A 24,979-nucleotide genomic window follows, 5' to 3' on the forward strand; every position below is an offset into this window, starting at 1 on the left:
GCGGCAAACTCGTCGAACGACCCGGTGACCAGGCTCCATCCGCAGCTGCCTAAAACTCTTGATCCACAGGTCTTGACTAGTGCTCTCTCCCCTGCTGCCAGAGAGCACTAGTGGCGGATTGGACAGGAGTACTCGTTAAGGGATGTGAGGAGCGGACACGCCAGCTCCACTCTACGTAGAGTAGTACTACGGTCTGTAGTAGCTTTCGGGCTTTGGATACGACCAGCGCTGAGGCGAGCAGCGGTCTGGGTCAGGCCGGGTGATCGGTTACCGGCAGGGCACGGTTGATGGCCGCGCGCCACACCTCGCCCGGGGTGGTCACTTGGGCGGCCAGCTCCTCATAGCCGGCCAGGTCCTCACGGGAGAGCACCACCGCCGGGCGCGCATCATGCCAGGATCAGTGGCGCCAGCGCGTGCAGGAAACTACACACTCGTTTGCGCCTGGCCGCGGCTATGAGAGCGGCGCAGCTCAGCGACGCTCGAAGGGATTGACTCCCCAAGGATCGCGGTGCGGCTCGCCGCGCTCGCGCAGCTCCATCTGGTAGGCCCGCCAGATGTCGGCCTCCGTCAGCGGCACCGGGGCGCGGTGGCGCAGCGCTCCGGACCGGGCCCGTTCGCGGTACCCGCGGTTGAAGACGGCATACGACAGGCCCGGCTCAGCCAGGCGTCGGCGCAGCTCAGCGCGCCGGTCGCCGATGATGGCGGCCTGGTCCAGGTCGGCCACCGCGCGGGCACGGGCCAGCTCGTCGATGTCGTAGGCGATCCGGCGCAGCACCGCAGCCACTCGGGCCAGGTCCACCGCGACGTGGTAGGCGTCCTCATCATCGGCTGGGCGCAGGTTCACCACCGGGGGAAGTCCGTCGCCGGCGAGCCGGTCGACCCATTCGGCGCACTCCAGCACCCACCGCACCTCATCGACCAGGCGCTCGGCGATGCTGTCGCGGCCGTCCAGCTCCTCATCATCGCTACCAGCGGGATCCTCCGGGGCCGGCCACCCGGCCTGACGCAACCGCGCCAGCGCCGCCTCCAGCTCCGGCAGCGGCGCGGCCGCCGTGGCGATCTGCTGGATGCGCGAGGGCGAACGCCCAGCCTCGGCCGCCACCGCCCGCACCGCCAATCCCCCGGCACGGGCCGAGGCGATGGCCCACTCGTGCTCGAGCTCGGCCTGACGCAACCGCCACGCCGCCCGGCGCACCCGGCGCCGCAGCCGTCGCTCCCGCCCTACCTTCGCCCGTAGCTCGTCTCGATCCACGCCAAGGATCATGCCCCCGGCCGCCATGCGGTGTGCAGGAAACTGCACACGCTGGCGCCACTGATCGTTCCATTCCTCCCCGAGGGCCGAAACGTTGCGCGCAGGAGCCCGCGCCTACCTCACCAAGGACGCGGACCGCATGCACATCGCTCGCACCCTGCACAGCGCCGTGGCCGGCCTGTCCGTACTGGATCTCAAAGTCCAAGCCACCCTATTTGGGTGCCGTTAAGAATCGTGTCGCCAGCCGCCAACCGCGATGTCCCTGCAGGTCAGGAAGGTATGGCTGCGTAGGCTCATCGATCGCCGAACCCATCACAGTTCCTTGGAGCAAGCCGTTGACCTGGACCATCTCCCTCGTTGGCGGCTGGTGACACATTTCTTAACGGCACCCCAGGATGCGCAGGCGGGCGAGGCCGGGCGGGTCGGCGCCGGCCGCGCCGCCCGGCGGTGTCACATGCACGGCGAGGAGGTCGGCGCCCTTGTTCCGGGCGGCGATGCGGGCGGCCCGGCGGACCAGCGTGTCGCCTTCGGGGCCGCCGGTGAGAGCGACGACGACCCGCTCGCGGGCCTCCCAGGTGCCGGCGATGCCATGCTCGGCGCGGTAGTGGCCGAGCTGGTCGTCGACCTTGCCGGCGACCCAGAGCAGGGCCAGCTCGCGCAGCGCGGTGAGGTTGCCCACCCGGAAGTAGTTCGACAGGGCGGCGTCCACCTCCCCCGCGGCGTACACGTCACCGTGTGCCAGCCGGCGGCGCAGCGCCTCGGGCGCCATGTCGACCAGCTCGACCTGGCCGGCCCGCCGTACCACCTCGTCCGGCACGGTCTCCGGCTGCGCCAGGCCGGTGATCGCCTGGGCGACGTCGCTCACCGACTCCAGGTGCTCGATGTTGACGGTGGACACCACGTCGATCCCCGCGTCGAGGATCACGTCGATGTCCTGCCACCGCTTGGCGTTGACCGAGCCCGGCGCGTTGGTGTGGGCCAGCTCGTCGATCAGCGCCACCTTCGGCGCCCGGGCGATGACCGCGTCGACGTCCAGCTCGGTGCTCCCGTGGTGGTCCAGGCGCCTGCGCGGGATCACCTCCAGGCCGTCGAGCCGCTCGGCGGTGTGCCGGCGGCCGTGGTCCTCGACGAGCCCCACCACCACGTCCTTGCCCCGCTCACGAGCTCGCTGTCCCTCGCTGAGCATCGCGTACGTCTTGCCGACTCCGGGCGCGGCTCCCACATAGACCCGCAGACGACCTCTGCTCATGACCCGTGACGCTCGCTCATGCGGCCAAGGCTACGTGCCGCCCCCGGTCGCCCGCCGGCCGGTGGCGGGCGGGCGTTTTGACACCTTGTATGGGTAACCGCTATCTATTGGCTAACCGTTAGGGGGTGGGGATGCAGGACGCAGTGCTGGCGATGCTCGCCAAGGAGCCGACGCACGGCTACCACCTGCATGCTCGCCTGCGGCAGAGCCTCGGCCCGCTGGGCGAGTCGATGAACCGCGGCCAGATCTATGTGACCTTGGCACGGCTGGAGAAGGCGGGGCTCGTCGTCTGCGAGCGCGCGGACGGTCTGCCCGAGCGGCCCGAGCGCAAGGTCTACGCGCTGACGCCGGCGGGGCAGCAGCGGGTGGCCGCCTGGCTGACCGAGGTGGGCTGGCCGAAACCGGACCTGGCGGAGTTCCATCTCAAGCTCGCCGCCGCCGGCGCGGCCCGGCTGGCCGACCCGGTGGAGCTGGTGGCAGCGCAGCGCCGTGAGTTGCTGCGCCACCTGCGTGAGGCGCAGCAGGCGGCGCTGGCCGAGCCTGCGGGGTCGGGCGCCGGCCTGCTGCTGGAGGGGGTCGTGCTGCGGTTGCAGGCGGACCTGCGCTGGCTGGATGCCTGTGAGCGGGCCTGGTCCAAGGTCGATGACGAAGTCGAGGGTGCATGAACGTGTCAAGTACCACGGTCCGGGCCTGCGGCCTGGTGAAGACGCATGGTCAGGGGGAGAGCCGGGTTCGCGCGGTGGACGAGGTCGATCTGGAGGTGCCGCAGGGGCAGATGCTGGCGGTGATGGGGCCCAGCGGCTGCGGCAAATCCACCCTGCTGCACCTGCTGGGTGGCCTGGAGCGGCCCACCGGTGGGGAGGTGTGGGTGGCCGGGCGGCGCATCGACACGCTGAGCGAGCGGGCCCTGGCGCGCATGCGGCGCCGGTCGGTGGGGTTCGTCTTCCAGGCCTTCCATCTGATGGAGGAGTTGTCGGCGGCCGAGAACGTGGAGCTGCCCGCACTGCTGGCCGGATGCTCGCGCCGCCAGGCCAGGCGGCGCGCGAGCCTGCTGCTGGAACGGGTCGGGCTCGCCGACCGCGCCCGGCACCTGCCCTCGCACCTGTCGGGCGGGCAACGCCAGCGGGTCGCCGTCGCTCGCGCGCTGGTCAACGAACCGCTGATCGTCCTGGCCGACGAGCCGACCGGCAACCTCGACACCGCGGCGACCCTCGATGTGCTGAGGATCTTCGAGGAGCTGCGTACCGCGGGGCAGACCTTCGTGATCGTCACGCATGACGAGCGCGTGGCGGCCACGGCGGATCGGCTGGTCTCGATGCGCGACGGGATGTTCATCGACGACACTCGGCTGGCCGGCTTCCCCACGCGCGGGCTCGGCGGGCTGATCGGGCTGGAGGGCTGACCGTCATGGGCTCCATCGTGCTCGTCGTGCGCCTCGTGCTGGCTGACGTGCGCCGACACCAGGTTCAGGCCGCGATGCTCCTGCTCGCGGTGACCGTGGCCACCGCCACGATGGCCCTGGGCCTGTCCCTGCGCGGCGTGAGCGAGGCGCTGTACGAGCAGACCCGCGCGGCCACCGCCGGGCCGGACGTGGTGGCACTGTCCGGCGACACCGGCCCCGCCGTGACCTCGGCCCTGGCCGCGCTGGCGGACGATCCCGAAGTGGTCGCCCACCATGGTCCTTATCACATCGTGTACGCCGACCTCACCGCACGCGACCTCACCTCCAACGTGGTGGTGCACGGCTTCGCCGAGACGCCCGGCGCGGTCAACCGCCCGCTGCTGACCTCGGGCCACTGGGTACGCTCCGGCGGCACGGTCCTCGAACGCGGTTTCGCCACCGCGCTGGGCGTCGGCGTCGGCGACCGTGTCACCATCGCCGGCCGGTCGTACCCTGTCATCGGGATCGCGGTCACCGCGGCCACCTCCATCTACCCCGGCGCTCAGCAGATCGGCCCGTACGGCGGTGGCAGCGACTACAGCGGCCTGGCCTGGATGACCCGATCGGATGCCCGGACGCTGGCGTCGTCCCACGATCTCCCGGTGACCACGGCCGTGGACCTCAAGCTGCGCGACCCCACCTCGACCGAGGCCTTCCTGACCGCCTATCACGCCCCCACCAGGGTGAACTTCCACTCCTGGCAGTTCACGGCCGTACAGGACATGGTCATCCTCAAGAACAGCCAGCCGATCCTGGTCGTCGGCGGCTGGCTGCTCAGCTTCCTGGCCATCACCGGAGTGGCGGCGCTGGCCGCGGGACGCGCCGTCGAGCAGACGCGCCGGGCCGGGCTGCTCAAGGCCGTCGGAGCCACCCCGGGTCTGATCGCCACCGTCCTGCTCACCGAGTACCTGGCGCTGGCCCTGGCCGGCGACGCGCTGGGGCTGGTGATCGCCCGCCTGGCCGCGCCCGCCATCGCCAGCCCCACCGCCAGCCGGATCGGCGACGCCGCCGGGCCGGCCGCCGCCACTGTCGCGGCGGTGACCGTCCTGGCCGTGGTGGTGGCGGTGCTGTCCACCCTGCGCCCCGCGCTGCGCGCCCTGCGCACGGCGACCGTCACGGCGCTGACCGCCACCGCGCACCAGCCCCGTCGCCGCCCCTGGCTCACCGCGCTGTCCGCGCTGCTGCCCACGCCGCTGCTGCTCGGGCTGCGGCTGACCGCCCGCCGGCCGGGCCGCGCCGTGCTGCAGGCATGCTCCACCGCCACCATGATGATCGCGATCGTCGCCCTGCTGACCCTCTACGCCAAGCCGGAGAGGGGCTACGGCCTGGATGGCTCCTCCGTCCTGCCCAACCTGCGAGGCGAGCACGACCGCCGGCTGATGCTCGCCGTCGCCATCCTGCTGATCGCGCTCGCCGTCGTGAACACCATCACGTTCACCTGGACCACTGCTATGGAGGCCCGAGCGAACATGGCCATCGCCCGCGCGCTCGGCGCCACCCCTGGACAGGTCTCCGCGGGACTGTCCATCGCCCAGCTCCTGCCCAGCCTGCCCGGTGCCGTCATCGGCATCCCTCTGGGCGTCGGCCTGTTCTCGCTCTTCGCCGCCGGGAACGCGGTGGACGCCCCCTCCTCCTGGCTGCTCGGCGCCGCGCTCGCGACTCTCCTGGCGACAGCGGCGCTCACCGCCCTACCGGCACGCCTGGCGGCCCGACAGCCCGTGGCGCAGGTTCTCAGCGCCGAAACGGCCTGACCGGCCCGGCAACGCCTGTACGAATCTATTCGATCGACGGAAAGGAATCATGACATGGCATCTGACGCCGCCGGTATCCGGCGCTTCATGGTGGACACCGGAGAACCCCGCGGCTGGGTGTCTCCCAGGACCGACCTGGTGACGGCGCTGCTCGGCATCTGGTTCGGAGTCGGACTGATGATCGACGCGTGGGCGCACAGCAACCTGGCGGAGCTGGAGACGTTCTTCACGCCATGGCACGCGGTGTTCTACTCCGGGTTCGCCGTGATCTCGGGCTGGATCATCTGGCAGGTGTGGCGCAACGTGCGTGCCGGACGGCAGGGGCTCGCGGCCGTTCCGACCGGGTATCTCGCCGGGCTGGTGGCGGTGCCCGCGTTCGCCGCCTTCGGGCTCGTCGACATGCTGTGGCACACCGTCCTCGGCATCGAGACGACCATCGACATCCTATTCAGCCCGTCACACCTCGGCCTCGTCGTGACGATGATGCTCATCATCACGACACCGCTGCGCTCGGCGTGGCACGCCCCCGACGTCGGCTCCCGGCCGTCGCTCGGCCGCCTGCTGCCGGCGCTGATCGGGCTCGCGTTCGCCGCCACGCTGGTCTCGCTGTTCCTGTCGTACGGCGACGCCATACAGTACCGCCCTCAAGACATCGTCCAGGCGTTCTCCATGCTGCAGGACTCGGGCGCCGGGCAGGGCGCCGGTCCCCGACCCGTGGGCCCGGGCGCCGAGCAAGTGGCCGTCGCCATGGTCGTCGCCAACGTCGTCATGCTCAGCCCGGTGCTGTTCCTGGTTCGCCGCTGGTCGTTGCCGTTCGGCTCGGTGACCGTCATGTACACGATCATGGTGCTCATGCCGGGTGCCCAGGCGGCGTTCCGCAACGTGCCGATCCTGTTGTCGTTCGTGGCCGCCGGGTTCGTGAGCGACCTGCTGATCCGCTGGCTGCGGCCGTCGGGTGAGCGGCGCGCCGCCTACTGGGCCTTCGCCGGGCTGTCGGCCTTCGCCACCTGGTCGCTGTACATCGGGGTCGCCTCGGCCACGGGGGGCGGCCTGCCGACCATGCCCGAGATGTGGACCGGCGCGCCGATCGTCGCCGGGCTGATCGGGCTGGCACTCGGGGCCCTGCTCCTGCCCGACGAGGTCATCGCCCAGCCGGTTCCGCCCGACGCCGTCGCTGCCGAGCCGGATTCGCCGAATGCTGGTGCTGCCGAGCCGGTCGGGCCCGGCGCCGGGCGGGCATGATCCGCGTTCTGTGCCTCGCCGCCGCCCTCGTGCTGGTGCTGGCCGTCCCCGCCGCCGCGCACAACGTCACGGCGGGGGCGGACCTGCGGATCGCCCAGACGATCGCCGGCGCCGAGGTGACCGTGGTGGTCAAAGGAACGACCCGGGTGCCGGGGCCGTTGCGGATCGGCGTCATCGCCTACCAGCCGGTGTCCGGGCTGCCCATCGGCCTGGAGGTCCACTCGGTCGAGGACGGCCGCACGGTGACCGGCACCGCCCAGGCGGCGGCGAACCCGCAGTACACGCAGCTCCAGGTGGAGCGGACCGGACCGTACGAGCTGAAACTGAGCGCCGGGGACCAGACCGCCGTCATCCCGTTCCGCGTCCTCCTCGAACGCGAGTCGGCGGGTGAGATCCTCATCTACGGCGGCCTGTTCGTGGCCGCGCTCCTGCTGGTGGGCGGCCTGCTCACCGGGGCGGCGGCCAGGCCGGGACGGGCGATGGCGCTGGCCGCGGGCGCGGCGGCCGGGGTGACGGTCGCCGCCATGGTCATCGTGTTCGAATCGCAGGTACCGGGGCCCCCACCTGACGGCGCCGCCCCCACTCCTGCGACCTCGACGGCGCAAGGGCGGCCGTACGCACAGGTCCGCATGGAGACGGTGCCGGCCCGACCGGCGGCGGGTGCGGAGTTCACCCTCCGGGTCGATCTCGTCGACGGCTCCACCGGGCGGCCCGTCGACGACCTCACCGCGCACCACGAGGCGCTCGCCCACATGATCGTCACCAGCGAGGACGGACGCTACTTCCGCCACGTGCACCCCCTGCGCACGGCGCCGGGGCACCTGGAGGTCAGGCTGAGCGCCGACCGCCCCGGCCGGTACCTGGTGCACGTCGAGGTCGAACGGGAGGACTCAGGCGGGCAACTCGTCGCCGCGGACTTCACCGTCGGCAGGACGGCCAAGACCCCAGATGAAGCCGGTGCACCCGGCACGCAGGCCGGTACGCCGCGACTCCAACCCGCCGTGCCCGTCGCGGGCCGTCCGACGACGATCGAACTGGACACCCCCGCCGGTGTCCGGACCTGGCTCGGCATGACCGGCCACCTGCTCATCCGGAGTGAGGACGGCCGCTTCTTCGGCCACGTGCACGAGATGAGCGCGCCCGGATCCCGTGTGCGCTTCACCTTCAGCTTCCCCGAACCGGGCCGCTACCTCGCCTGGATCCAGTACGCCGTCGCCGACCGCATCGTGACCGCCCCCTTCACCGTGAACGTGACGGAGGCCCGGTGATCAAGAGGTGGCAGGCGGTGGCCACGGCCACGCTCGTGGCCGCCGCGGTGGCACTGTTCGTCGTGGGCAGGAGCACGACCGCAGAACCGGTCGACCTGACCACCACGGGCGCCCGCTACACCGCCACCGTCCGCATCGCGGACCCGGCTCCCGGCCAGGTCACCGTGGAGATCGAGGTGAGCGAGGGCGACCCCGACACCGTGGCCCTGTCGGCGGTCATGACCCAGATGGGACATTCCACGCCCGAGATCTCCGCCACCGAGCGTGCGCCCGGCCGCTTCGTGGCCGTGGGCGAGCTGTTCCCGATGAGCGGCGTCTGGGAACTGTCGATCCGCCTCGACGGCCCCGCCGGCGAGGAGCAACTCGCGGTCAGAACGCTGATCACAAAATAGACGATCGCCTGGGAATCTTGACAAGGCGCTGACGGTTTGAAAACTTCCTTTACAGATCACTCACTGACAACGTTGTCATAACCGCACCCCCCGCAGCCGTGTAGGCCGCAGTGACATCCCATGTCGGAAGCTGCTTACCGCGGCTCGCGGCCGTGCAGGTGCCCACGGAGTATCTCGTGGTCACCGCGACCTCGCGCAGGGTCAGCCCCGACCGGCGGCGCAACACCTGCAGCTCGCAAGCGAGTGCGAGAAGCGCGCCACCGGACGGGTCAAGCGGCTGTGACGGCCGCCCGGGTTTGGACATGATCGACGATCCTGTCCTAGTCGCCTACGGCTGCTCGCGGACCGCTGCGTCGAACTCGAGCACGGTGATGTCGGCCGCGCTGTACTCGTGCTCCACCACAGACCACACGCTACCCGTCGGCGGCCGGTTTGTGCGTTCCACATCCTTGGAAGCGGAACGACGCGATCGAGACGATCATCCAACCTGTGGAATCGGACATTCCGGCAGCGTGACCGTTCCGAAAGTTGTTCCGCAAATATCGTTCCACAATGGTCGTGCGGAGATGAATTTAGGTACGATTCTGGGATGGGACTCGGCAACCACCCCACCGGCGGCCTCGAACTGGGCTACGCGCGGGTCTCCACTACCAAGCAATCACTGGAACGGCAGCTCGACGCTCTGACCGCCCACGGCATCCCGAGCGAGCGGACCTTCGTCGACAAGAAGACCGGCGCCTCGGTCGAGCGGGACGGCCTGCAGCGGCTGCTCGCCTACGCGAGGGCGGGCGACACCATCGTCTTGCACACGCTCGATCGCCTTGGCCGCAACCTGCGCGAGGTCCTCAACTTGGTGCACGAGCTGGCCGATCGCGGCATCGGTGTGAGGACCTTGGCCGACCCGCTGCCCATCAACACGGCTGACGAGGGCATGGCGCGCATCGCCTTCCTCCTCTTGGCCCTGTTCGCCGAGATGGAGCGGATCTTCACCGCCGAGCGCGCCGCGCACGCCCGCAGCGTGGCCAAGGCCAAGGGACGACGCGTCGGTCGGCCGGTGGCCCACCCCGCCGAGAAGATCGATTACGCGCGGCTGCTTCAGGAGCAGGGCGATTCTCTGGGCCGGATCGGGGTGTTGGGACTATCCGGCCGGAATTGAACGATAAGCCTCTGCCGCAGGTCGGGCAGGGGCAGACCAAGCAAGCCGAAAAGGGGCAACGGCCGTTGCGGCGCGGCCCGTTGTGCCGTTCGGAGAAGGTAGGTTTCGGCGCTCTGCTGTCGAACGGTCCATGGGACCGAATCAGCGAGGGAACCAGTACAGAGAGGCTGACCTGGGATGACGCCGCTGAGTGACCGGACAGAGTTTGCGTTCTGTCCGGTCAGCCCGCCAGCGCCAAGGATCATGATCGTTCTCAGCGCCAACGGCTGTTCGCAGGTTCCTCAACCCTGTGCTCGGCGGCGCTGGGCACCCGGACCGAGATCAACACGTCCGCGACGCCCCGTCGCAGCTCCGCCGACCTCCAGCGGCGGCTTAGCGTTCAATTCCGGCCGGATAGGCCCAAGAGGCCTAATAGTCATGCTCGACCGGCCTGCCGAATCGGTCAACCGGCCACGATCCCGCGCAGCCATCGGATGGCGAAGAACAGCAATATGGCCTGCAACAGACCCGCTATGGTCATTAAGAGCCAAAGCACCTTGTCGCCGTTGGCGAGCACCCATTCGAGTACGGGTCCTGGGCTGAGGGACAGTCGGAATCTTTCGAACAACCAGCTGACTAGAAAGCTCGATGGTGCCGCAACGAAGAGGATGATAGCGAACTCCAGTCCTCCACGCTTTCCGAGATGAGGAAGAGCATGGGCCGCTGCGGCAAGGACTAGGATGGCGTAGACGCCAGCGATTATTCCTTCGACCTGGATTCGCATCGTAAGCTCCTGTGGAAGTGCCCTCCCTCGTCCCTTGGTGGGACGAGGGAGGTATTTCATATTAGGATCGTATGGGAGCGATGTCGATCAGTACTCGTTTCTGTACTTCATGCTAGTGCCGCCCCCCCAGTTGACTGCCTGGTAGTAGTTGTAGGCCCAGTTCCTGCAGGTTGGGCGCCTCCACCAGGAGTAGGAGGGGCAGGTGTGGTCTCGCATGAGCGAGTAGAAGACCGCGTCGACGCTCGCCTTCTTGCGTTTGTCCCAAGCGAGGGTCTTCAGATAGATGATCCCGTACCCGTAGTCGTGGGAGTCGCAGGGGATGGTGAAGTCGTTCCAGAACGGCCTGTTCGCCGGGGCCGTGCAGTCGTCGTACTTCACGCCTTGGACCTTTTTGCCCGTCCTCGTCGTCATCCAGTAGGGCGTGTACCTCCTTTGCGGTTGCTGGCCAGCAACGTCGTACTTCATGGGGACTGGGCCGGCCCAGCACTTGTAGGGCGATCGAGTCATGTACTGGTTCGCGTAATGACAGTTGCCGGGCGGTGCCTGCGGATTGGCCGCCATCCGGTTAAGGGCTGTCGGGATCGTGGGCGGCGATACCTGGGTGGCGTCGGTGAGCTTGCCGACAGCCTGATAGGTGAGCGTCCACTCGCCTTCCTCCGGAGTGGCCAACCGGGTGATGTTGCCTGCCGCATCGTAGGTATAGGCGCTGGTCTGGATCGGGCTACCGTCGATCTGGCGCAGATCCTTGACCTCTCGCAGTCGGCGTGCATTGTCGTAGAGGTAGCTGACGATAGTGACGGGGCCGGTCGCGCCGGCGGCGTCGTAGGTGATCTCCTTGAGCTGTCCAGTCACGTCACCGAACTGTGCGGAGGTGGCAGTGGTGCTCTGGGCGTATAGCAGCGTCATCGCTGAACAGCCGGTTCCCCCGGGCGTGGAGCAGGTGTCCTGAGGTGTGAGGGGGGTGGCGACTCGGCTGACCCTGCCCTGGGCGTCGTAGTCGATGATCGTCGTCCCGAACTCACTATTGCCCAGCTGGGTGATGAGGAGGTCGCTCCCAACCGTGGTCCATCTGTAGACGTATCCGGTGGTCGATGCCTCGTCCTGGGTGAACGTGCCATCCGCGTTCCGCACCACCGTGCTGCCGTCTTCGGCGACAAACCTGTTGGGATCGCTCGCGCTGACGAGGAACCGCACGGATTCGGTGCCTATCGTGCGATTGAGCTGCATATAGCCGTTGGAGCTGAAATCCTTAAGCCGGTCACCCAGCATTCCGCCCAGTGGTTCCAGTCTCCAGTTGGGCCCCAGGACCGCTTCATTCGGCTGGGTGTTGTCGATGCGCTGTCCTGCGCTGTGGCTCCGGACGGTGAGCAGTCCGTCCTCGACCACATCGGTACCGCTGGTGATCCAGACGCCGGTGTCGACGTCCACGCGGCCGGGGAGGACACGGTCAGGCCCGGGTTCGGCGGGATCCTCGCCCTCCCCAGGGGTGAAGGGGATGTCCGAGGTGACGCTCAGGGTCGGCGGAGCCAATCCGTCGGTGTTCTCGGCGGAGGAGAAGACCCGGTAGTTCGTCGTGGCCGTCTCGTTGGGAGACTGCAGGACCAGGCCGTGGTTGGGAGTGCTGCCCGCCGCCCACTTGGCGACAATGGGAGTGACATCCCACGTCATCGCTCCACTGCCGCAGACTCCCAGCTCTGATCCCTCAGTGCTGACGACCGCGTCTTCGGTCGTGCTGGTCGGCTGCGGAGCCCACGTCTGGGTGTTCGGATCCCACGAACCGGTGAGGCGGCGGACCTGGATGCCGGCCCCGACGTTAGGTCCGCAGGAAGGTGCGCTGATGTTGGTGAGCTTGAGCGAGGCGGCGGTAGGCGGCTTCAGCCCACGGGTGTCGAACTTCAGGTAGACCCGGGCTTTCTCGCCGTCGTTCTCGGTACCGGCCTTGAGGTACTGGCCGCTGACGTTGTTGCCGTCGAAGTAGTTGTTGACGTCCGTGTCGGCGTTGAGGGGCAGCATCACCGTCGGGTCGATAGTGACGGGATAGGTGGTCGCCGGGTCGTTGAGGAAGCCCGCGTCAGGCTTGAGTACGAGCGTCTTGCCGTCTGCGGTGTCCTCCACCTGGGAGGCGATGGTTCCTGCCCTCTTCTTGTCTGTCTTCAGTCCGGCCTTCCACTCAGCGGGCTTGGTCGCGTCCCACATCGCGGGTTTGGACGAGGTGGCCCAGACCTTCTTGTCTCCGTCGCTGATCTGCAGTCGTCCATCGGTCGTGGCCAGTTCCATGTTCTTGGCCGTGACGGGTATCTTTACCTCGATTGGCTTGGCCGGACGTGCTCGCAGCACCAGGTCGAACCGGAGGCCTGCCGGCAGTGCGGTGACCACCAGGTCTCCTTCGGCCCCGGCCACGCCGCGGTAGGTGGCCTTGTTGCCCTGAACCTCTGGCTTGGGGAGTTGGGTCGGCCAACTCATGGCCAGCGTCTTGCCCGCTTCACGATTCATTGTGGCGAACGGGCCTCGACCGCCTGTGGAGAATCGGACGTCGGCCTTGGCGACCTTGGGCCGCAGTACCCCATCGGTTTCCACCAGACTGGTGTCGATGTCCAGCCACGTGCCGTTGGGCTGCTGGACTCGTACCGGTCCTGCGGCGACTTCGGTGACGTACTTTCCTTCCGGAGTGACGACGGTGGTCGAAGTTTCCGTGGTCCTGAAAGGAAGGATGGCCGGCTTGCCGGCCCTTCGGGCCTCGGCTACCGCTGCGAGCAGTTCTGTTCTGGGTTCAGGATCTGCTGAGGTCTTTGCTTCTGATTTTTGAGTGGATTCTGCGCCAACTGGGTGCGCACCCATCCAGAGTGATGAGGCCACTAAAATCGGCACCATCATGGCGATGGCGGCAAGTCTGCCTCCGCGTAATTTTTCTAAACCCGTTTTTGGACTCAAGCGTGCCTCTTCCATTGAGCCGGAATACGACAAGATCGTTATACGGTAGGCACATAAAATTGTAAAATTACATAAGGCAACAGAGTTAACACTCTTCGTAAATGCGACTACGCTTTATTGCAGTCAAGCGGTTCGCCGAATTGATAACGAAGCAGCTCGGGCCGACTGATCATCCGCAGTAATCAACCTCACGCATTCAAGATCCGTTACACAACCGTGATTAATGACCGGTCGCCGAGTGGTGGCCAAGGATGGGTAAGCAACAGTTCTTGGCACTCGGCCGGCACCCGGCTGATGCAGGTCCGCCGCTTCCTACTGGCAGGCCGAGTTCATCCGCGAGCTCATCATCGAGGGCACCAACGAGGGCCTGGCCGCCGCCCGCGGTCAGCGGCTCGGTCGCCCCCCGGCCATGACCCCCGAACAGGTCCGGCACGCCCGTGCCCTGCTCGCCCAGCCCGACGCCACTATCGCCTCCATCGCCCGGCTCCTCGGCGTCAGCCGGTCCACGATCTATAAATACGTGCCCGAACTCAAGACCGGCGGAGACCGCCAGACCATCGACGCTCCCGCCGCGCGGGCCGAACTGGAAGCGGGCCCCGAGGGGCACACCGCCACCTGACCTGTGGTCAGTGCTAAGACCCGGACGGATAGTCAGCACCCTGCCACGGTCAGCACCAACCGCTTTTAGGATACGGTCGTATCCATTCATGTTAGGATACAGTCGTATCCCAACAGCGGAGATGAGGTCATCATGCGTGTACCCGACCAACCATCGGCCTTCATCAGCGGCTCTGCCCGTGACAAGTACGTCGCCGCCTATGACCGAGTGCTCGGCGAGCTGTGGCCGGTGCCGGTGGACGCCATCGATGTCGAGACCCGCGCCGGCGGTGTGCGGATCTACCGGGCCGGGCCCGTCGAGGGGGATCCGGTGGTCCTCCTGGCCGGTGCCGGCGGGAACGCGCTGGCCTGGTACCGCTACATCGAGCCGCTGGCACGCATACGTCCGGTCTTTGCCATCGATCCGCTCGGCGAGCCCGGCCGCTCGATTCAGACGCGGCCGCTCGCGACCGGTGCCGAGGCCAGCGGCTGGCTCACCGACGTCCTGGCCGCACTCGGCGCCGAGCACGCACATGTGGTGGGTTCCTCTTACGGCGGCTGGACCGCGATGCAACAGCAGCTCGGCGGGGGCGGCCGGGTCGCGGCGCTGACGCTGGTGGATCCGGTCGGCTTCGCACCGTTGACGGGGAGGTTCTACCGGTGGCTCATCGTCGGCGGCATGGCCGCCCTGCTTCCCCGAGCGCTGCGACACCGTGTCGCCGACGCCGTCGGCAACGGCACGCTGCGCGAGGACGCGCTGATGACGCTGATGCTGGCCGGCCGGTCCTTTCGCCGGCGGCTGCCCATCCCACCCGCCTACACCGACGAACAGGTGCGCGAGCTGTCGGTACCCGTACAGGTACTGCTGGGCGCCCACAGCGCGCTGCACGCCGCGCAGGCGGTGGCCGCGCGGCTGGCCGAGATCGCCCCGTCGTGGCGGGTGGAGATCGTGCCCGCCACCGGACACGCGCTGCCCGTCGAAGCTCCAGACCTGGTCACCGAGCGGATCCTCACCTTCCCCGGCCAAGCCCAGGCCGAGATCGCAACGCCTCAGCACAACACGGACCACAGCTAGGAAACCAGCCATGCCCAAACAGGTGGACCATGACGAGCGGCGACGCCAGTTGACCGAAGCGTTGTTGCGCATCGCCGGCACCCGCGGCCTGCAAGCGGTGTCGATGCGCGAGATCGCCGCCGAGGCCGGAGTCTCGCTGCGCGTCGTCCAGTACTACTTCACCGACAAGCAGGCCCTGCTCGACTCCGGCCTCACCGAGCTGACCGCCCGCTTGGACCGCCGGGTCAAGCAGCGGGCCGCCGCCACCGCAGGCGGGCTGTCCACCCGGGGCGTCTTCGAAGCCGTCCTCAGCGCGATTCTGCCCACCGACGAGCAAAGCCGACTGGACTCACTCGCCTGGACCGCCTACTACACCGCCGCCCTCACCGACCCGGCCCTCGCCGCGGCCGCGCTTACCCAACCCGACGCGCTGGAGGACTTCCTTACCACCCGGCTCACCACCGCGCAGCAGGCCGGGGACCTCGCCTCCGATCGCGACCCGCGCACCGAGGTCGCCACACTTCTGGCCCTCGCCAACGGCCTGACCGCCAGCATCCTGGGCCGACAACGCAGCCACGAAGCCGCCACCGCGATCATCGACTACCACCTCGACCGCCTCTTCAAGCCGACGGCCACACTACGGCCGCCCCCGGACTGAGCCGCACCGACCCAAGTTCCTCACCTGCGTCCCGACCAGTAACCATCCATCCTCGGGGCCCGTTTCTGCCGTACTCCGGTGGCACCCGCAAGACCCTCGCGGACCTGGAAGCCGCCGCCACCACCTTCCGCCGCACCGTGAACCTCATCGGCTGACCAGGAGTTCTATCAGCCATCCCGCGCCCACCCGCATCAGAACGGCTAGTCACGATAAGAGGTGCCCGCTGGGCTCCTTAACGTGACTGGCCGTTCGGTTGCTGCTCAAGCCCCGCTACCTGGCGGCCGGGGACACGTTCGGGAGCGGAGGGCCCTGCATTTCCCAGAGTTCCCGTGAACACGAGGGCCGGCACAGCGCCTTGGCGTGGTCTGGAGGGTTATGCACCCTTGGGTTCGCTGCGACCCGGGGGCCGCGTTCGGCCGGCGAGGTCCCACGGCGTCGTCGGGCGGTGCCCAGGACTCAGCGGCCTTGGCGGTCCGGCGGGGGTTGTACGGCTGATCCGGCGAGCGGAGCCAGCGTGAGCAGGTGTTCTGAGGTCATGGCCGCGCTCGCTCAAGGGCCAAACGATATAGCGGGATGGCTTCCACTGCACGACCGAGGAGGTCGTCGACGCTAGCCCACTCATGGATCCCGTCGGATCGGTCTGCCCGCGCTCCTCGACCAGGCTCCTCATCCCCTCAAGCATTCGATCCAGGTGCGTGCTAGCGGCCGACACGCAGAACTAGGCTAACCGCCCCTCCCACGGCAGTGCGCACGTCCGGTTACACGGCCGATCAGATGGGCTCGTAGCAGTCGAAGGTCTCGATCCGGGAGATCCGGCCGTCACGAACGGTCGCGAACTGCGCGATATGGGCAACGAGCTGTTGCCCGGCCGTCAACGACCCAGCATCCGCGGCCACGGTGCCCGTCCAGGTCAGTCGCGCGATCGCAACGTCCCCGAGCCCCTGAATGTCCTGCACGTCATATTGCTGGGACGCGAGGAGCGCCGCTCCGCGCTCCGAGCCCTGGAGGATCGCCGCGAGATCGTACTCACCACCTGCCGGAGTGATGAGGTTGGGATGTTCCAGCGTCGTCGCATCATCGGTGAAGTAGCGGGCGAGAGCGGCACCGTGTTCGCCGTCCTCAATGGCGCGGTGCAGGGCAAGAAGAGCATCGGTCGCATTCGTCATATGAACAACTTAGGTTGTACAAATATGGTTGTCAATATGCGATAATGAGCGGGTGCCCCTGGATCCCCACGACCTCGACCTGACCATGCTGGCCTCCCTGATCGGCACCGCCTTGGATGAACGCACCCTCGCCGCGCTCCGAGACGCCGGGCATCCGCACCTCCGCCGCGCCCACGGGTTCGTCTTCCAACACTTGATCGAAAGACAGCCGACTGTCGGCCAACTCGCAGAGTCACTGGGAGTCACCCCGCAGGCAGCCTCAAAGTATGTTGTCGATCTGGAGTCACTGGGATACGTCCTGCGGGAGACCGATCCCCTCGACAGCCGGGTACGGCGAATCGTCATGACCCCTCACGGACACCACGCCGTTTCCATCGCCCGGGAATTGAGGACTGACCTCGAGCGGGAACTCGCTCAGGACCTGGGCGACAGCGCCGTCGCGGACAGCCGCCGTGTACTGGTAGCGCTCCTCGACCGCCTCGCAGCCACCGAAGCCATCACCCACCGGCGCATCCCCCTCCCCCGAGAGTGAGACGAATCCGAACACCAAGGCAACGCGCCGCCCAGGGACCGACCCATCGCCGCGGCTGTCGGTGGAGGTCTCCAGATGGGCGAGCGCCGCAGCCAGGGGTCTCGGTAGCAATCGCGGAAAATCCAACGAAGCTGCCTCTGACCTGCGGTGTCTTCACAGCAGGCCGGGCGGTCCAGATCGAATCGTCTTCCTGTAAGCGCAGGTCAGGCCCTACTTCGTTGGATTCACGGCCGAAACTACGAGGACCCCGACATGGGCCGCCGCCGTCAAAACCACCGGAACCGCTCACAAACGGACCCGGCCCTACACGGGGTCTCGGTAGCAACCGGGCTGCGAACATCGCTAAAGTGTCCAGTTTCCTGGACGGTTCTGGGCTTCGCGAACGGGGTTGTAGGGTGTCAGCCCACATATGCCCAAAACCCACATTGAGTGGATCTTGAGGGCTCCCCACTAGGCTTGGGATGTAGTCCCGGGGAAATTTCCAACGGATTTGTCCTGACCTGTGGCGACGTAAAGGGCCTGGACGGCAGTCGCGAGACGTCTACGGTGGGGATCATGGGTGATGACGAGCCGAGGTTCGGCTACGGGCAAGGACGGCGGCCGCTGTGGAGCGAGCGTGATCGCGATGCCGAGCGAGTCCGGACGCACTGCGTGCTGCCGGGCTGATGGAGTTCAGTGACAGCCGGGCCGGGTTCGTGGTGGAGGGCGGGGGCGCAGGACGGCCCTTCCTGGTTGCTTTCGCCGGGTCTGCGAGCGGTGCCGGGGAGCAGGTTGCCGCGTATGCGGCGGCGCTGAGGGCGGCCGGGATGCGGGTCGAGCCCGACTCCGACGATGAGCAGACACTGCGGGTCTGGCCGGCCTGATGAGCGGTCGGCCGCCATGGTGAGGTGCGGTCAGCGTGGGCGGCGCCGCCGGATGGGGTCGGCGTCGGCGGTGATGCGGGCGGAGGTCTCCTCGCCGAGGCGCACGTAGCGGCCGAGGCTGGCCAGGTGTTGGTGGCGGCTCTTAGCCTGGAGTTCGGGCGCGGTGCGTCCGGCTTGCGCGAGATGCTGGAGCGCCGAATGGCGGAGCTGGTGCAGGGTCCACCCCTGACGGTGCGGGTCGAGCTCGGCCGAGGCGGTTTTGAACAGGTATTCGGCGCGCGGGTAGGACAGGCGGCCCCGCCCGGTGACGGGACAGACGTCGCCGGACGCAGGCGCGCGGCGGCCGGAGGAAGAAGCGCGCCGGTCGGCCAGGAACACCGGCCCGCAGGTGCGGCCAGCCAGCAGGCGGGGCAGCAGCCGGGCCGTCGGGGTGGCCCAGTGCACATACTCGATGGCGTCGCCCTTGGAGACGACGCGGGCGCGGCGGAACTCCAGATCCAGGTCTTCGACGTTGAGGGCGAGGATTTCCTCCGCGCGGGCGGCCGTGTCGTACAGGAGCCGCCACAGCAGGCGTTCCCGCAGGGCATGCTTGGGGTCGGTGAACAGCTTCTCCAGGCGGGCGGCGGGGATGGCGCGATCGCCACGGCGGGCGGGCTTGCGCCGTTCCAGCCGCCGGGCGGGATTGGTTGCCAGCAGGTCCTGGCGCTGGGCCCAGGTGGTGAAGGAGCCCAGCGCGGACAGGTGGCGGTTCCATGTGGCGGCGGCCGCGGTCGTCCAGCGCTCCATCACCGCGGCGTACTGTTCGGGCGTCAGCGCGGCGACCGGATACTGAGGCCCGGTCACCGCGGTCAGGCGGGTGAGGGTCTCGGCGTAGCCGGCGCGGGTGGTGGCCGCCTGCACCGACTCCAGGAAGCGCTCGACCGACGCCGTCATCGGCGAGGCGGGCGAGGGCCCGGCGGCCGGGGTCGGCGGGCTGGGGAAGGACACGACGGACACGGACGTCCTCCGGGCAGGCGATGTGACACATAATGTAGCCGAGTCACCGTCGCTGCGGCGAACGCCGAGCTGGGCGGACACGGCCCGATGGCCGCCTATGTGGCAGATAATGTGAGTTCTGTGTCACGTTGGCTTCCGCGGTTGCCGCAGATCGAGGGCCTTCCCCCTTCCGGAGAGGGATGGGCGACAGGCGGGAGGTTCACAGGGTTTTGGTAAGTCCTCCGTCGATGACGAAGTCGGCGCCGGTGACGTTCCCCGCCCGGTCGGCGGCCAGGAGCAGCACCAGGTCAGCGATCTCGTACGGGTGAGTGAACCTGCCGGTCTCGGCTTGGGCGGCGGCCTGTTCGGCCACCGCTTCCGGGTCAGCCCCGCTTGCGCGGGCAACGGTCGCGGCGACGCCTTCGACTCCCAGCCACAGGTCCGTGGTGACCGGGCCGGGACTGATGGTGTTGACCCGGATGCCCTGGGCCCCGACCTCCTTCGACAGAGCTTTGGAGAAGTTGGTCAGGGCGGCTTTGGCGGCACTGTAGTCGATCACCCCTGGATCGGGCAGGAAGGCATTGACCGAACTGATCGTGACGATGTTGCCGTGCCCGGCCGCGAGCATGGCCGGCAGCGCGGCGCGGGTGGTGCGTATCGCCGCCATCAGGTTGAGCGTCAGGCTGTGCAGCCATTGTTCGTCGGTGACGTCCAGGAACCCTGTCAGGCGTGGCGCGACCGCGCCGACGTTGTTGACCAGGATGTCGAGACGTCCGTGTGCCAGCGCGGCGGCGACGAGGTGGGCCGGGCCCTCGGGGGTGGCGAGATCGACCTCGATCGCCTGCGCGCTTCCCCTTTGGCCCAGTTCTTTGAGTTCAGGTGTGTTCCGGCGTGATCCGGTGACGACGTGGACTCCCTCCTCGACCAGGGCCTGGGCGATGGCCAGTCCGATTCCCTTGCTGGCGCCGGTCACCACCGCGACCTTGCCCTGCAGTTTCAAGTCCATGACATACCCCTTCCGATACACCGTCCGCGGCGTTGACCCCCGTTGACCGGTCAACGCCGCGGGTCACTTCAGTTCGCCCGCAGGTCGTTTTCGGCGAGCCAGGCCAGGCAGGCGTCGGCGACCTCACGCCAGCCGTGGTCGATGGTCAGGGAGTGGCCTCGGTCGGGGAACTCCTGGAAGTCGGTGATCGCGGTGGAGTCCCGGTACTGCTTGAGGGTCGCCTTGGTGACGGTCTCGGGGACGGTGTGGTCCTTGCCGCCGGCGATCAGGAGCAGCGGTCCCCGGGTGTTGTTGCCGGTGTCGACCTTGGCGGGCGAATGCGGCGAGAAGTTGGCGGCGGCGGCCTCGAACAGCGGCTTGCCCGGCGCGGGGATCGTCCAGCGTTCGTACAGGTCGGCGGCCTCCTGAGCCGGGATGGCGTTGCCGAAAGCATAGGTGAACTGGTCGAGGGTGAGGGAGACCGCCCGGTGTTTGTTGGCGGGGTTTTTGAACACCGGCAGGGTCGAGCGCAGCGCCGACAGCGGCAGCGGCAGCACCCCCTTGATCTGTGCGGCGTCGATCGCGATCGCGGCCCTGGCCAGGTCCTGCCCGAGCAGCTTTTCGGCGATCATGCCGCCGAAGGAGTGCCCGATCAGGATCGGCTTGACGTCCAGAGCGTTGATGATCTTCGTGTAGTGGGCGACGACGTCGTCGATGCCGTGGTCGGCGATGCTGTCGGGGTTTTTCCTGGACAGTTCGACGCTTTCGCCGTCGCCCGGCCAGCCCGGGGCCGTCGCGTCGTAGCCGGCGGCCGTGAACAGCTCGGTCCAGGAGGACCAGGAGGTGGCGTGCAGCCACAGGCCGTGGATGAAGATGACGGGAATCGGTGCGGTCATTGGTCGCTCCTCAGAGACTGACTGTCATGCCGGATGGGTGTGCTTGACCGCCTGGGTCGCGGTGGCGGCGGTGCGGATGTGGCCGGCCACGGCCGCCGGTCGCGACAGCGCAATCGCGTGTGAGGCGTCGACCTCGATGGTGTCGGCCCCGGCGCGCTGGGCCATGAAACGCTGGGCGGCGGGATGGATCGCCTGGTCGGCGGTCGCCACGACGTACCAGGACGGCAGGGTCTTCCAGCTCGCGGCGGGAGAGCTCTCCTCGAAGGCCACCGCCGCGATGGGGCGCTGCGCGGCGGCCGCCACCGAGATGAGGCGCTCGGGCAGGTCGGCGGCGAACACCGCGGGGAACCGGTCGTCCTTGATGTACAGCTCCACGGCCTCCTCTCCATCGCCGGTGCGGAAGACGGCCGGCCGCAGCGCCGGGCCCAGCAGGCTGTCGGGGAAGCGGCCCGTGATGTCCAGCACGCTCTCCCCCGTCTCCAGGGCGAAAGCGGCCACGTAGACCAGCCCGACCACGTTGCCCAGCTGGGCCGCGGCCTGGGTGATGACCACACCGCCGTAGGAGTGACCCACCAGCAGGACCGGGCCGTCGATCGCGGCGACGACGCCGGCGAGGTAGGCGGCGTCGATGGCCGATCCGCGCAGCGGGTTGGCCACCGCGGTCACGGGGATCCCGAAGGCCTGGAGCTCGGCGATCACGCCCGCCCAGCTCGACGCGTCCGTGAAGGCGCCGTGGACCAGCACGACGGTCGGCGTGCTGCCGTTTCTGAAGGGTCTTCCTGTGGTCATGGCATCACCGTAGGAAGCCCGCCGCGCGCCTCGCGAGCGTCACATGACTGTGTCACCGAGCGTCATCGATAGTCACTGAGCATCACCGGGCGAGGCGGCGAGGTCAGGCCGATACGCGCAGGGCTGTGCCCAACGCCGACCGCGAGGTGATCCCCAGCTTGGGGAAGATCCTGTAGAGGTGGGAGCTGACGGTCCGATGCGACAGATAGAGCTTCTCGCCGATCTCCCGGTTCGTCAGGCCATCGGCCGCCATCTGGGCGATCTGGAGTTCCTGCGCGGTCAGCACGTCGCGCGCCTCACTGCTGCGACTGCGGCTGCTCTCTCCGGAGGCCCGCAGCTCCTGGCGCGCTCGCTCGCTCCAGGGGATCGCCCCCAGGGCGTCGAACGTCTCGCGAGCCATGCGCAGGGGCGCCCGCGACTCGGCCGTACGCCGCTGGCGCCGCAGCCATTCCCCGTACGCCAGCTGAACCCGGGCCCGCACGAAGGGCCATCGCCGCAGATCGGCCCCGAGCGCGGCGTCGAAGAAGGGCTCCGCCGCGGCCTCGTCGGCCAGCACGGCCCGGGCGTAGCGCAGGTCGGCGTGCAGGGACGGCGACGGTGTGGTGAGCGCCACCGCCTCCAGTTCCGCGATGACGCCGGCGACCGCGTGGCTTTGACCGCTGTGCACCGCGGCGTCCGCGAGCTCGGCGACGGAAAAGCAGCGTAGCGCCAGGTGGAAGGCCGGATCGGCGGGGTCGTGCATCCGTCGCAGATGGTCGAAGGCGTCGGCGTAGCGTCCCTCGCCCAGCGCGGCGAGCCCGCGCGCGAGCTGCACCGTGGCCAGCACGGGGCGGGCTCCGATGGGCAGGGCCACCTGCTCGGCCGCCACCGCGAGGCTCTCCACGCGATCCTGCTCGCCGCGTAGCGCGGCGAGCACCGCGCCCGAGGCCTGGGCGATGGCGTGCATCAGCGGCTGGGATGTCTCGTGCGCCAGGCGGGCGGCCTCCTCGGCCGCGGGAATGGCCACGCTCAGGTCGGTCAGCCGGGCCGCGCTCCACGCCTGTGCCCCGAGGTCTCGTGCCAGGAGGCTGAGCCGGCCCTGCGCGCGCAGGACCGGCAGCGACGCGGCGCAGAATTCCTCCGCCAGGTCGAAGGCCCCCACCATCAACGCCGAACTGCCGAGCAGGCGGGCCGCCGGCCGGCCGCCGGGCGGGTGGGCGGCCAGATGGCGTAGCCGCTCGATCACGACCTTGCCGCGCTCGATCGGAGCCGCGAACGCCAAGATCGTCAGCAACCGCCCGTCCAGATCGTCGACGGGCAGGCTCTCGGCCACGGTGACGACGCGTTGCCGCGACCGCTCGTCGGCATGAGCCCAGAAACAGCGCAGGGACGCACTGGACAGGAGTTTCAGCGCGAGATCGACGTTCCCTTGAGCCGCCATGCTCTCGGCGAGGTCGGCCAGTGAGTGCGCCGCCGCGCTGTCGTCGCGGATACCGTCCTCGAAGCTCTCGCGGATCCACACGACACGGGCCCGCTGCTGGGCCGACAGCCGCAGCGGCTCGCCTTCGCCCAGCAGTCGCACGACGATGTCGCGCCGTCCCATCTCGGCCGCGTACTCGGCGGCCCGCACCAGACGTTCACACCGGTGAGCGGGATCCTCGCTGAGCCTGACCGCGTGCTCCAGCGCCGCGACGGCCGACACCAGGTCGCCCCGGCGTCGCACGCTTTTGGCCGCGGCCTCCAGTTCGGCGGCGATGCTCTCATCCGGCCTGGGGGTGGAGGTCGCGCGGTGCCAGAGGCGACGGTCCGGCCGGCCGGTGAGGACGTCGGCCAGGGCGGCGTGTACCGCGTGCCTCTGGGAGATGCTCGCCCCCTGGTAGATCGCCGAGCGCATGAGCGGGTGCCGGAACGACACTCCGGTTTCGTCCACGTCGATCAGCCGCGCGGTGACAGCGGGAGCCAGATCGTCCGCCGTGACCGGTTCGGCGGTGATCAGCGCGGTGGCGTCGAGGATCTCGGAAAGGGCGGTGCTGTCGTTGAGCGCGGCCACCAGCAGCATGGTCCGCAGGGTCGGCGGCAACCCCGACATGCGGGCGGTGAAGGTCTGTTCCAGCCGGGTGGTCAGCGGGAGCCACCCCGGCGGCAGGGGCCCCTTCCCGTCCCGCGTGTTCGAGGCGATCGGCAGTTCGACGAGGGCCAAGGGGTTTCCCGCGGCCTCTCGCAGCAGCCGGGTGCGCACCTCCGGCGCCAGAGTGGGGCTGAAGGCGTCCAGCAAGGCGGTCGCGGCGGTGTCGTCGAGCCGATCGAGGAGCAGTTCCTGCAACCCTGCCCTGTCAAGGGGACTCTGGAAACCGTCGCGTATCGCGGCCAGCAGCACGATCGGTTCGGAGTCCAGCCGCCGCGCGACGAACGCGAGCACGTCGGCGCTGGCGCGGTCCAGCCAGTGGGCGTCCTCGACAAGGAGCAGGAGGGGCGAGCGGGCGGCGGCCTCGCCCAGGAGGTTCAGCGCCGCCAGGGCGATGAGGAACGGTTCCGGCGCCCGGGCGCCGGTCAACCCGAACGCCGCTTCCAGCGCGTCGCGCTGCGGGGCGGGCAGTTCCCCGATCTCGGTACGAAGCGGAAGCAGCACCTGATGCAGACCGGCGAAGGGCATGTGCGTCTCTGACTCCACACCCACCGTCCGCAAGATCCGCATGCCACGCGCGGCCGCGATCTTCGCCGTGTCCAGCAACAGGGCAGACTTCCCGATTCCCGCCTCGCCGCGCACCAGCATCGCCCCGCCACCCCTGGGGACGCCGTCCAGGAAATCGCCGAGACGTCGCTGTTCGGACTCCCGCCCGAAAAGTGCCCTTACTGGCTGTTTTAATGGCATATAAAGCCATTTTCGCTTGCCCTTGGAGTCCCGTCCAGCGAGCTCCAGGTAGGGGCGGACCGGCGAGCCGGGGTTACCGGCAGATCTGCCGACGGATCGCTTCTGACCAGACCGGTCCTGCGCCGTGGCGAAATCTGGGGGTGTGACGTTCCCGCGGCCGGATGTCGC

At 68.7% G+C, this 24,979-nt stretch carries 22 protein-coding genes and 1 pseudogene; 12 read left to right on the plus strand and 11 right to left on the minus strand.

Annotation, left to right across the window (positions count from 1 at the left end):
- Window positions 1-469: 469 nt before the first annotated feature.
- Entirely contained in the window at window positions 470-1,252 is a 783-nt protein-coding gene (locus ACSDR0_RS40915) for a hypothetical protein (protein ID WP_435294339.1), read from the minus strand.
- Between the two features lie 391 nt (window positions 1,253-1,643).
- Window positions 1,644-2,501, minus strand: a pseudogene (locus tag ACSDR0_RS40920) (histidine kinase); the annotation flags it as partial.
- Window positions 2,502-2,632: 131 nt separating this feature from the next.
- Here ACSDR0_RS40920 and ACSDR0_RS40925 point away from each other — a divergent pair.
- The 6 genes from ACSDR0_RS40925 to ACSDR0_RS40950 are packed head-to-tail and all read left to right on the plus strand — an operon-like array spanning window position 2,633 to window position 8,595.
- A complete protein-coding gene (locus ACSDR0_RS40925) occupies window positions 2,633-3,166 on the plus strand; it encodes a PadR family transcriptional regulator (RefSeq protein WP_435294340.1) in 534 nt (177 codons plus the stop codon).
- The gene (locus tag ACSDR0_RS40930) at window positions 3,163-3,903 is read left to right on the plus strand and encodes an ABC transporter ATP-binding protein (RefSeq protein ID WP_435294341.1); all 741 of its coding nucleotides are present in this window, start codon (window positions 3,163-3,165) and stop codon (window positions 3,901-3,903) included. Before ACSDR0_RS40925 ends, ACSDR0_RS40930 begins: the two co-directional genes overlap by 4 nt.
- A 5-nt stretch (window positions 3,904-3,908) precedes the next feature.
- Complete coding sequence (locus tag ACSDR0_RS40935) at window positions 3,909-5,693, plus strand: FtsX-like permease family protein (protein WP_435294342.1); 1,785 nt, start codon at window positions 3,909-3,911, stop codon at window positions 5,691-5,693.
- A gap of 54 nt (window positions 5,694-5,747) precedes the next feature.
- Window positions 5,748-6,935, plus strand: coding sequence for a hypothetical protein (locus tag ACSDR0_RS40940; RefSeq protein WP_435294343.1), 1,188 nt, complete (start codon window positions 5,748-5,750; stop codon window positions 6,933-6,935).
- Window positions 6,932-8,203 carry a hypothetical protein gene (locus ACSDR0_RS40945; RefSeq protein WP_435294344.1) on the plus strand — a complete coding sequence of 424 codons (1,272 nt, stop codon included), beginning with the start codon at window positions 6,932-6,934 and terminating at the stop codon, window positions 8,201-8,203. Before ACSDR0_RS40940 ends, ACSDR0_RS40945 begins: the two co-directional genes overlap by 4 nt.
- Complete coding sequence (locus ACSDR0_RS40950) at window positions 8,200-8,595, plus strand: hypothetical protein (protein ID WP_435294345.1); 396 nt, start codon at window positions 8,200-8,202, stop codon at window positions 8,593-8,595. The genes ACSDR0_RS40945 and ACSDR0_RS40950 overlap by 4 nt, the downstream gene beginning before the upstream one ends.
- 49 nt (window positions 8,596-8,644) lie before the next feature.
- On the opposite strand, the gene ACSDR0_RS40955 is transcribed toward ACSDR0_RS40950, so the two are convergent.
- Window positions 8,645-8,899, minus strand: coding sequence for a helix-turn-helix domain-containing protein (locus ACSDR0_RS40955; RefSeq protein WP_435294346.1), 255 nt, complete (start codon window positions 8,897-8,899; stop codon window positions 8,645-8,647).
- A 285-nt stretch (window positions 8,900-9,184) separates the two neighbouring features.
- Between ACSDR0_RS40955 and ACSDR0_RS40960 the strand changes: the two genes are divergently transcribed.
- Window positions 9,185-9,751 carry a recombinase family protein gene (locus ACSDR0_RS40960; RefSeq protein ID WP_435294347.1) on the plus strand — a complete coding sequence of 189 codons (567 nt, stop codon included), beginning with the start codon at window positions 9,185-9,187 and terminating at the stop codon, window positions 9,749-9,751.
- A gap of 442 nt (window positions 9,752-10,193) precedes the next feature.
- On the opposite strand, the gene ACSDR0_RS40965 is transcribed toward ACSDR0_RS40960, so the two are convergent.
- A complete protein-coding gene (locus ACSDR0_RS40965) occupies window positions 10,194-10,514 on the minus strand; it encodes a hypothetical protein (protein WP_435294348.1) in 321 nt (106 codons plus the stop codon).
- 87 nt (window positions 10,515-10,601) lie between these two features.
- Window positions 10,602-13,460: a phospholipase A2 gene (locus ACSDR0_RS40970; RefSeq protein WP_435294349.1), complete on the minus strand. Its 2,859-nt coding sequence runs from the start codon at window positions 13,458-13,460 to the stop codon at window positions 10,602-10,604.
- A 352-nt stretch (window positions 13,461-13,812) separates the two neighbouring features.
- Between ACSDR0_RS40970 and ACSDR0_RS40975 the strand changes: the two genes are divergently transcribed.
- The 3 genes from ACSDR0_RS40975 (at window position 13,813) to ACSDR0_RS40985 (ending at window position 15,754) form a co-directional block, all read left to right on the plus strand.
- The gene (locus ACSDR0_RS40975; RefSeq protein WP_435294366.1) at window positions 13,813-14,064 is read left to right on the plus strand and encodes a helix-turn-helix domain-containing protein; all 252 of its coding nucleotides are present in this window, start codon (window positions 13,813-13,815) and stop codon (window positions 14,062-14,064) included.
- A 132-nt stretch (window positions 14,065-14,196) separates the two neighbouring features.
- Window positions 14,197-15,117, plus strand: a complete 921-nt coding sequence (locus ACSDR0_RS40980; RefSeq protein ID WP_435294350.1) for an alpha/beta fold hydrolase — start codon at window positions 14,197-14,199, stop codon at window positions 15,115-15,117.
- Between the two features lie 10 nt (window positions 15,118-15,127).
- A complete protein-coding gene (locus ACSDR0_RS40985; RefSeq protein WP_435294351.1) occupies window positions 15,128-15,754 on the plus strand; it encodes a TetR/AcrR family transcriptional regulator in 627 nt (208 codons plus the stop codon).
- Window positions 15,755-16,524: 770 nt separating this feature from the next.
- Here ACSDR0_RS40985 and ACSDR0_RS40990 read toward each other — a convergent pair.
- Window positions 16,525-16,920, minus strand: a complete 396-nt coding sequence (locus tag ACSDR0_RS40990) for a nuclear transport factor 2 family protein (RefSeq protein WP_435294352.1) — start codon at window positions 16,918-16,920, stop codon at window positions 16,525-16,527.
- 52 nt (window positions 16,921-16,972) lie between these two features.
- Here ACSDR0_RS40990 and ACSDR0_RS40995 point away from each other — a divergent pair, with 52 nt between their 5' ends.
- Both ACSDR0_RS40995 and ACSDR0_RS41000 read left to right on the plus strand, forming a co-directional pair.
- Window positions 16,973-17,452 (plus strand): MarR family winged helix-turn-helix transcriptional regulator, encoded by a 480-nt coding sequence (locus ACSDR0_RS40995; protein ID WP_435294353.1) that lies wholly within the window; start codon window positions 16,973-16,975, stop codon window positions 17,450-17,452.
- Window positions 17,453-18,117: 665 nt separating this feature from the next.
- Entirely contained in the window at window positions 18,118-18,315 is a 198-nt protein-coding gene (locus ACSDR0_RS41000; RefSeq protein ID WP_435294354.1) for a hypothetical protein, read from the plus strand.
- Window positions 18,316-18,345: 30 nt separating this feature from the next.
- Here the strand turns inward: ACSDR0_RS41000 and ACSDR0_RS41005 are convergent, their stop codons facing one another.
- From ACSDR0_RS41005 to ACSDR0_RS41025, 5 genes are all read right to left on the minus strand, one after another.
- On the minus strand, window positions 18,346-19,311 hold the full coding sequence (locus ACSDR0_RS41005) for a tyrosine-type recombinase/integrase (protein WP_435294355.1): 966 nt from the start codon (window positions 19,309-19,311) through the stop codon (window positions 18,346-18,348).
- A gap of 199 nt (window positions 19,312-19,510) precedes the next feature.
- Entirely contained in the window at window positions 19,511-20,296 is a 786-nt protein-coding gene (locus tag ACSDR0_RS41010; RefSeq protein ID WP_435294356.1) for an SDR family NAD(P)-dependent oxidoreductase, read from the minus strand.
- Window positions 20,297-20,364: 68 nt separating this feature from the next.
- A complete protein-coding gene (locus ACSDR0_RS41015) occupies window positions 20,365-21,171 on the minus strand; it encodes an alpha/beta hydrolase (protein ID WP_435294357.1) in 807 nt (268 codons plus the stop codon).
- A gap of 24 nt (window positions 21,172-21,195) precedes the next feature.
- On the minus strand, window positions 21,196-21,960 hold the full coding sequence (locus ACSDR0_RS41020) for an alpha/beta fold hydrolase (RefSeq protein ID WP_435294358.1): 765 nt from the start codon (window positions 21,958-21,960) through the stop codon (window positions 21,196-21,198).
- Between the two features lie 103 nt (window positions 21,961-22,063).
- Window positions 22,064-24,811: a helix-turn-helix transcriptional regulator gene (locus ACSDR0_RS41025; protein WP_435294359.1), complete on the minus strand. Its 2,748-nt coding sequence runs from the start codon at window positions 24,809-24,811 to the stop codon at window positions 22,064-22,066.
- Between the last annotated feature and the right edge of the window lie 168 nt (window positions 24,812-24,979).

It is taken from the genome of Streptosporangium sp. G11 (assembly GCF_051192615.1).
Classification (GTDB): domain Bacteria; phylum Actinomycetota; class Actinomycetes; order Streptosporangiales; family Streptosporangiaceae; genus Streptosporangium.

Excerpts from the sequence above, each read along its gene's own strand:
- ACSDR0_RS40925 (WP_435294340.1), top strand. The coding sequence starts at position 2,633 with ATGCAGGACGCAGTGCTGGCGATGCTCGCCAAGGAGCCGACGCACGGC.
- ACSDR0_RS40930 (WP_435294341.1), top strand. The coding sequence starts at position 3,163 with ATGAACGTGTCAAGTACCACGGTCCGGGCCTGCGGCCTGGTGAAGACG.
- ACSDR0_RS40935 (WP_435294342.1), top strand. The coding sequence starts at position 3,909 with ATGGGCTCCATCGTGCTCGTCGTGCGCCTCGTGCTGGCTGACGTGCGC.
- ACSDR0_RS40940 (WP_435294343.1), top strand. The coding sequence starts at position 5,748 with ATGGCATCTGACGCCGCCGGTATCCGGCGCTTCATGGTGGACACCGGA.
- ACSDR0_RS40945 (WP_435294344.1), top strand. The coding sequence starts at position 6,932 with ATGATCCGCGTTCTGTGCCTCGCCGCCGCCCTCGTGCTGGTGCTGGCC.
- ACSDR0_RS40955 (WP_435294346.1), bottom strand. The coding sequence starts at position 8,899 with ATGTCCAAACCCGGGCGGCCGTCACAGCCGCTTGACCCGTCCGGTGGC.
- ACSDR0_RS40960 (WP_435294347.1), top strand. The coding sequence starts at position 9,185 with ATGGGACTCGGCAACCACCCCACCGGCGGCCTCGAACTGGGCTACGCG.
- ACSDR0_RS40965 (WP_435294348.1), bottom strand. The coding sequence starts at position 10,514 with ATGCGAATCCAGGTCGAAGGAATAATCGCTGGCGTCTACGCCATCCTA.
- ACSDR0_RS40970 (WP_435294349.1), bottom strand. The coding sequence starts at position 13,460 with ATGGAAGAGGCACGCTTGAGTCCAAAAACGGGTTTAGAAAAATTACGC.
- ACSDR0_RS40980 (WP_435294350.1), top strand. The coding sequence starts at position 14,197 with ATGCGTGTACCCGACCAACCATCGGCCTTCATCAGCGGCTCTGCCCGT.
- ACSDR0_RS40985 (WP_435294351.1), top strand. The coding sequence starts at position 15,128 with ATGCCCAAACAGGTGGACCATGACGAGCGGCGACGCCAGTTGACCGAA.
- ACSDR0_RS40990 (WP_435294352.1), bottom strand. The coding sequence starts at position 16,920 with ATGACGAATGCGACCGATGCTCTTCTTGCCCTGCACCGCGCCATTGAG.
- ACSDR0_RS41000 (WP_435294354.1), top strand. The coding sequence starts at position 18,118 with ATGGAGTTCAGTGACAGCCGGGCCGGGTTCGTGGTGGAGGGCGGGGGC.
- ACSDR0_RS41010 (WP_435294356.1), bottom strand. The coding sequence starts at position 20,296 with ATGGACTTGAAACTGCAGGGCAAGGTCGCGGTGGTGACCGGCGCCAGC.
- ACSDR0_RS41015 (WP_435294357.1), bottom strand. The coding sequence starts at position 21,171 with ATGACCGCACCGATTCCCGTCATCTTCATCCACGGCCTGTGGCTGCAC.
- ACSDR0_RS41020 (WP_435294358.1), bottom strand. The coding sequence starts at position 21,960 with ATGACCACAGGAAGACCCTTCAGAAACGGCAGCACGCCGACCGTCGTG.
- ACSDR0_RS41025 (WP_435294359.1), bottom strand. The coding sequence starts at position 24,811 with ATGCCATTAAAACAGCCAGTAAGGGCACTTTTCGGGCGGGAGTCCGAA.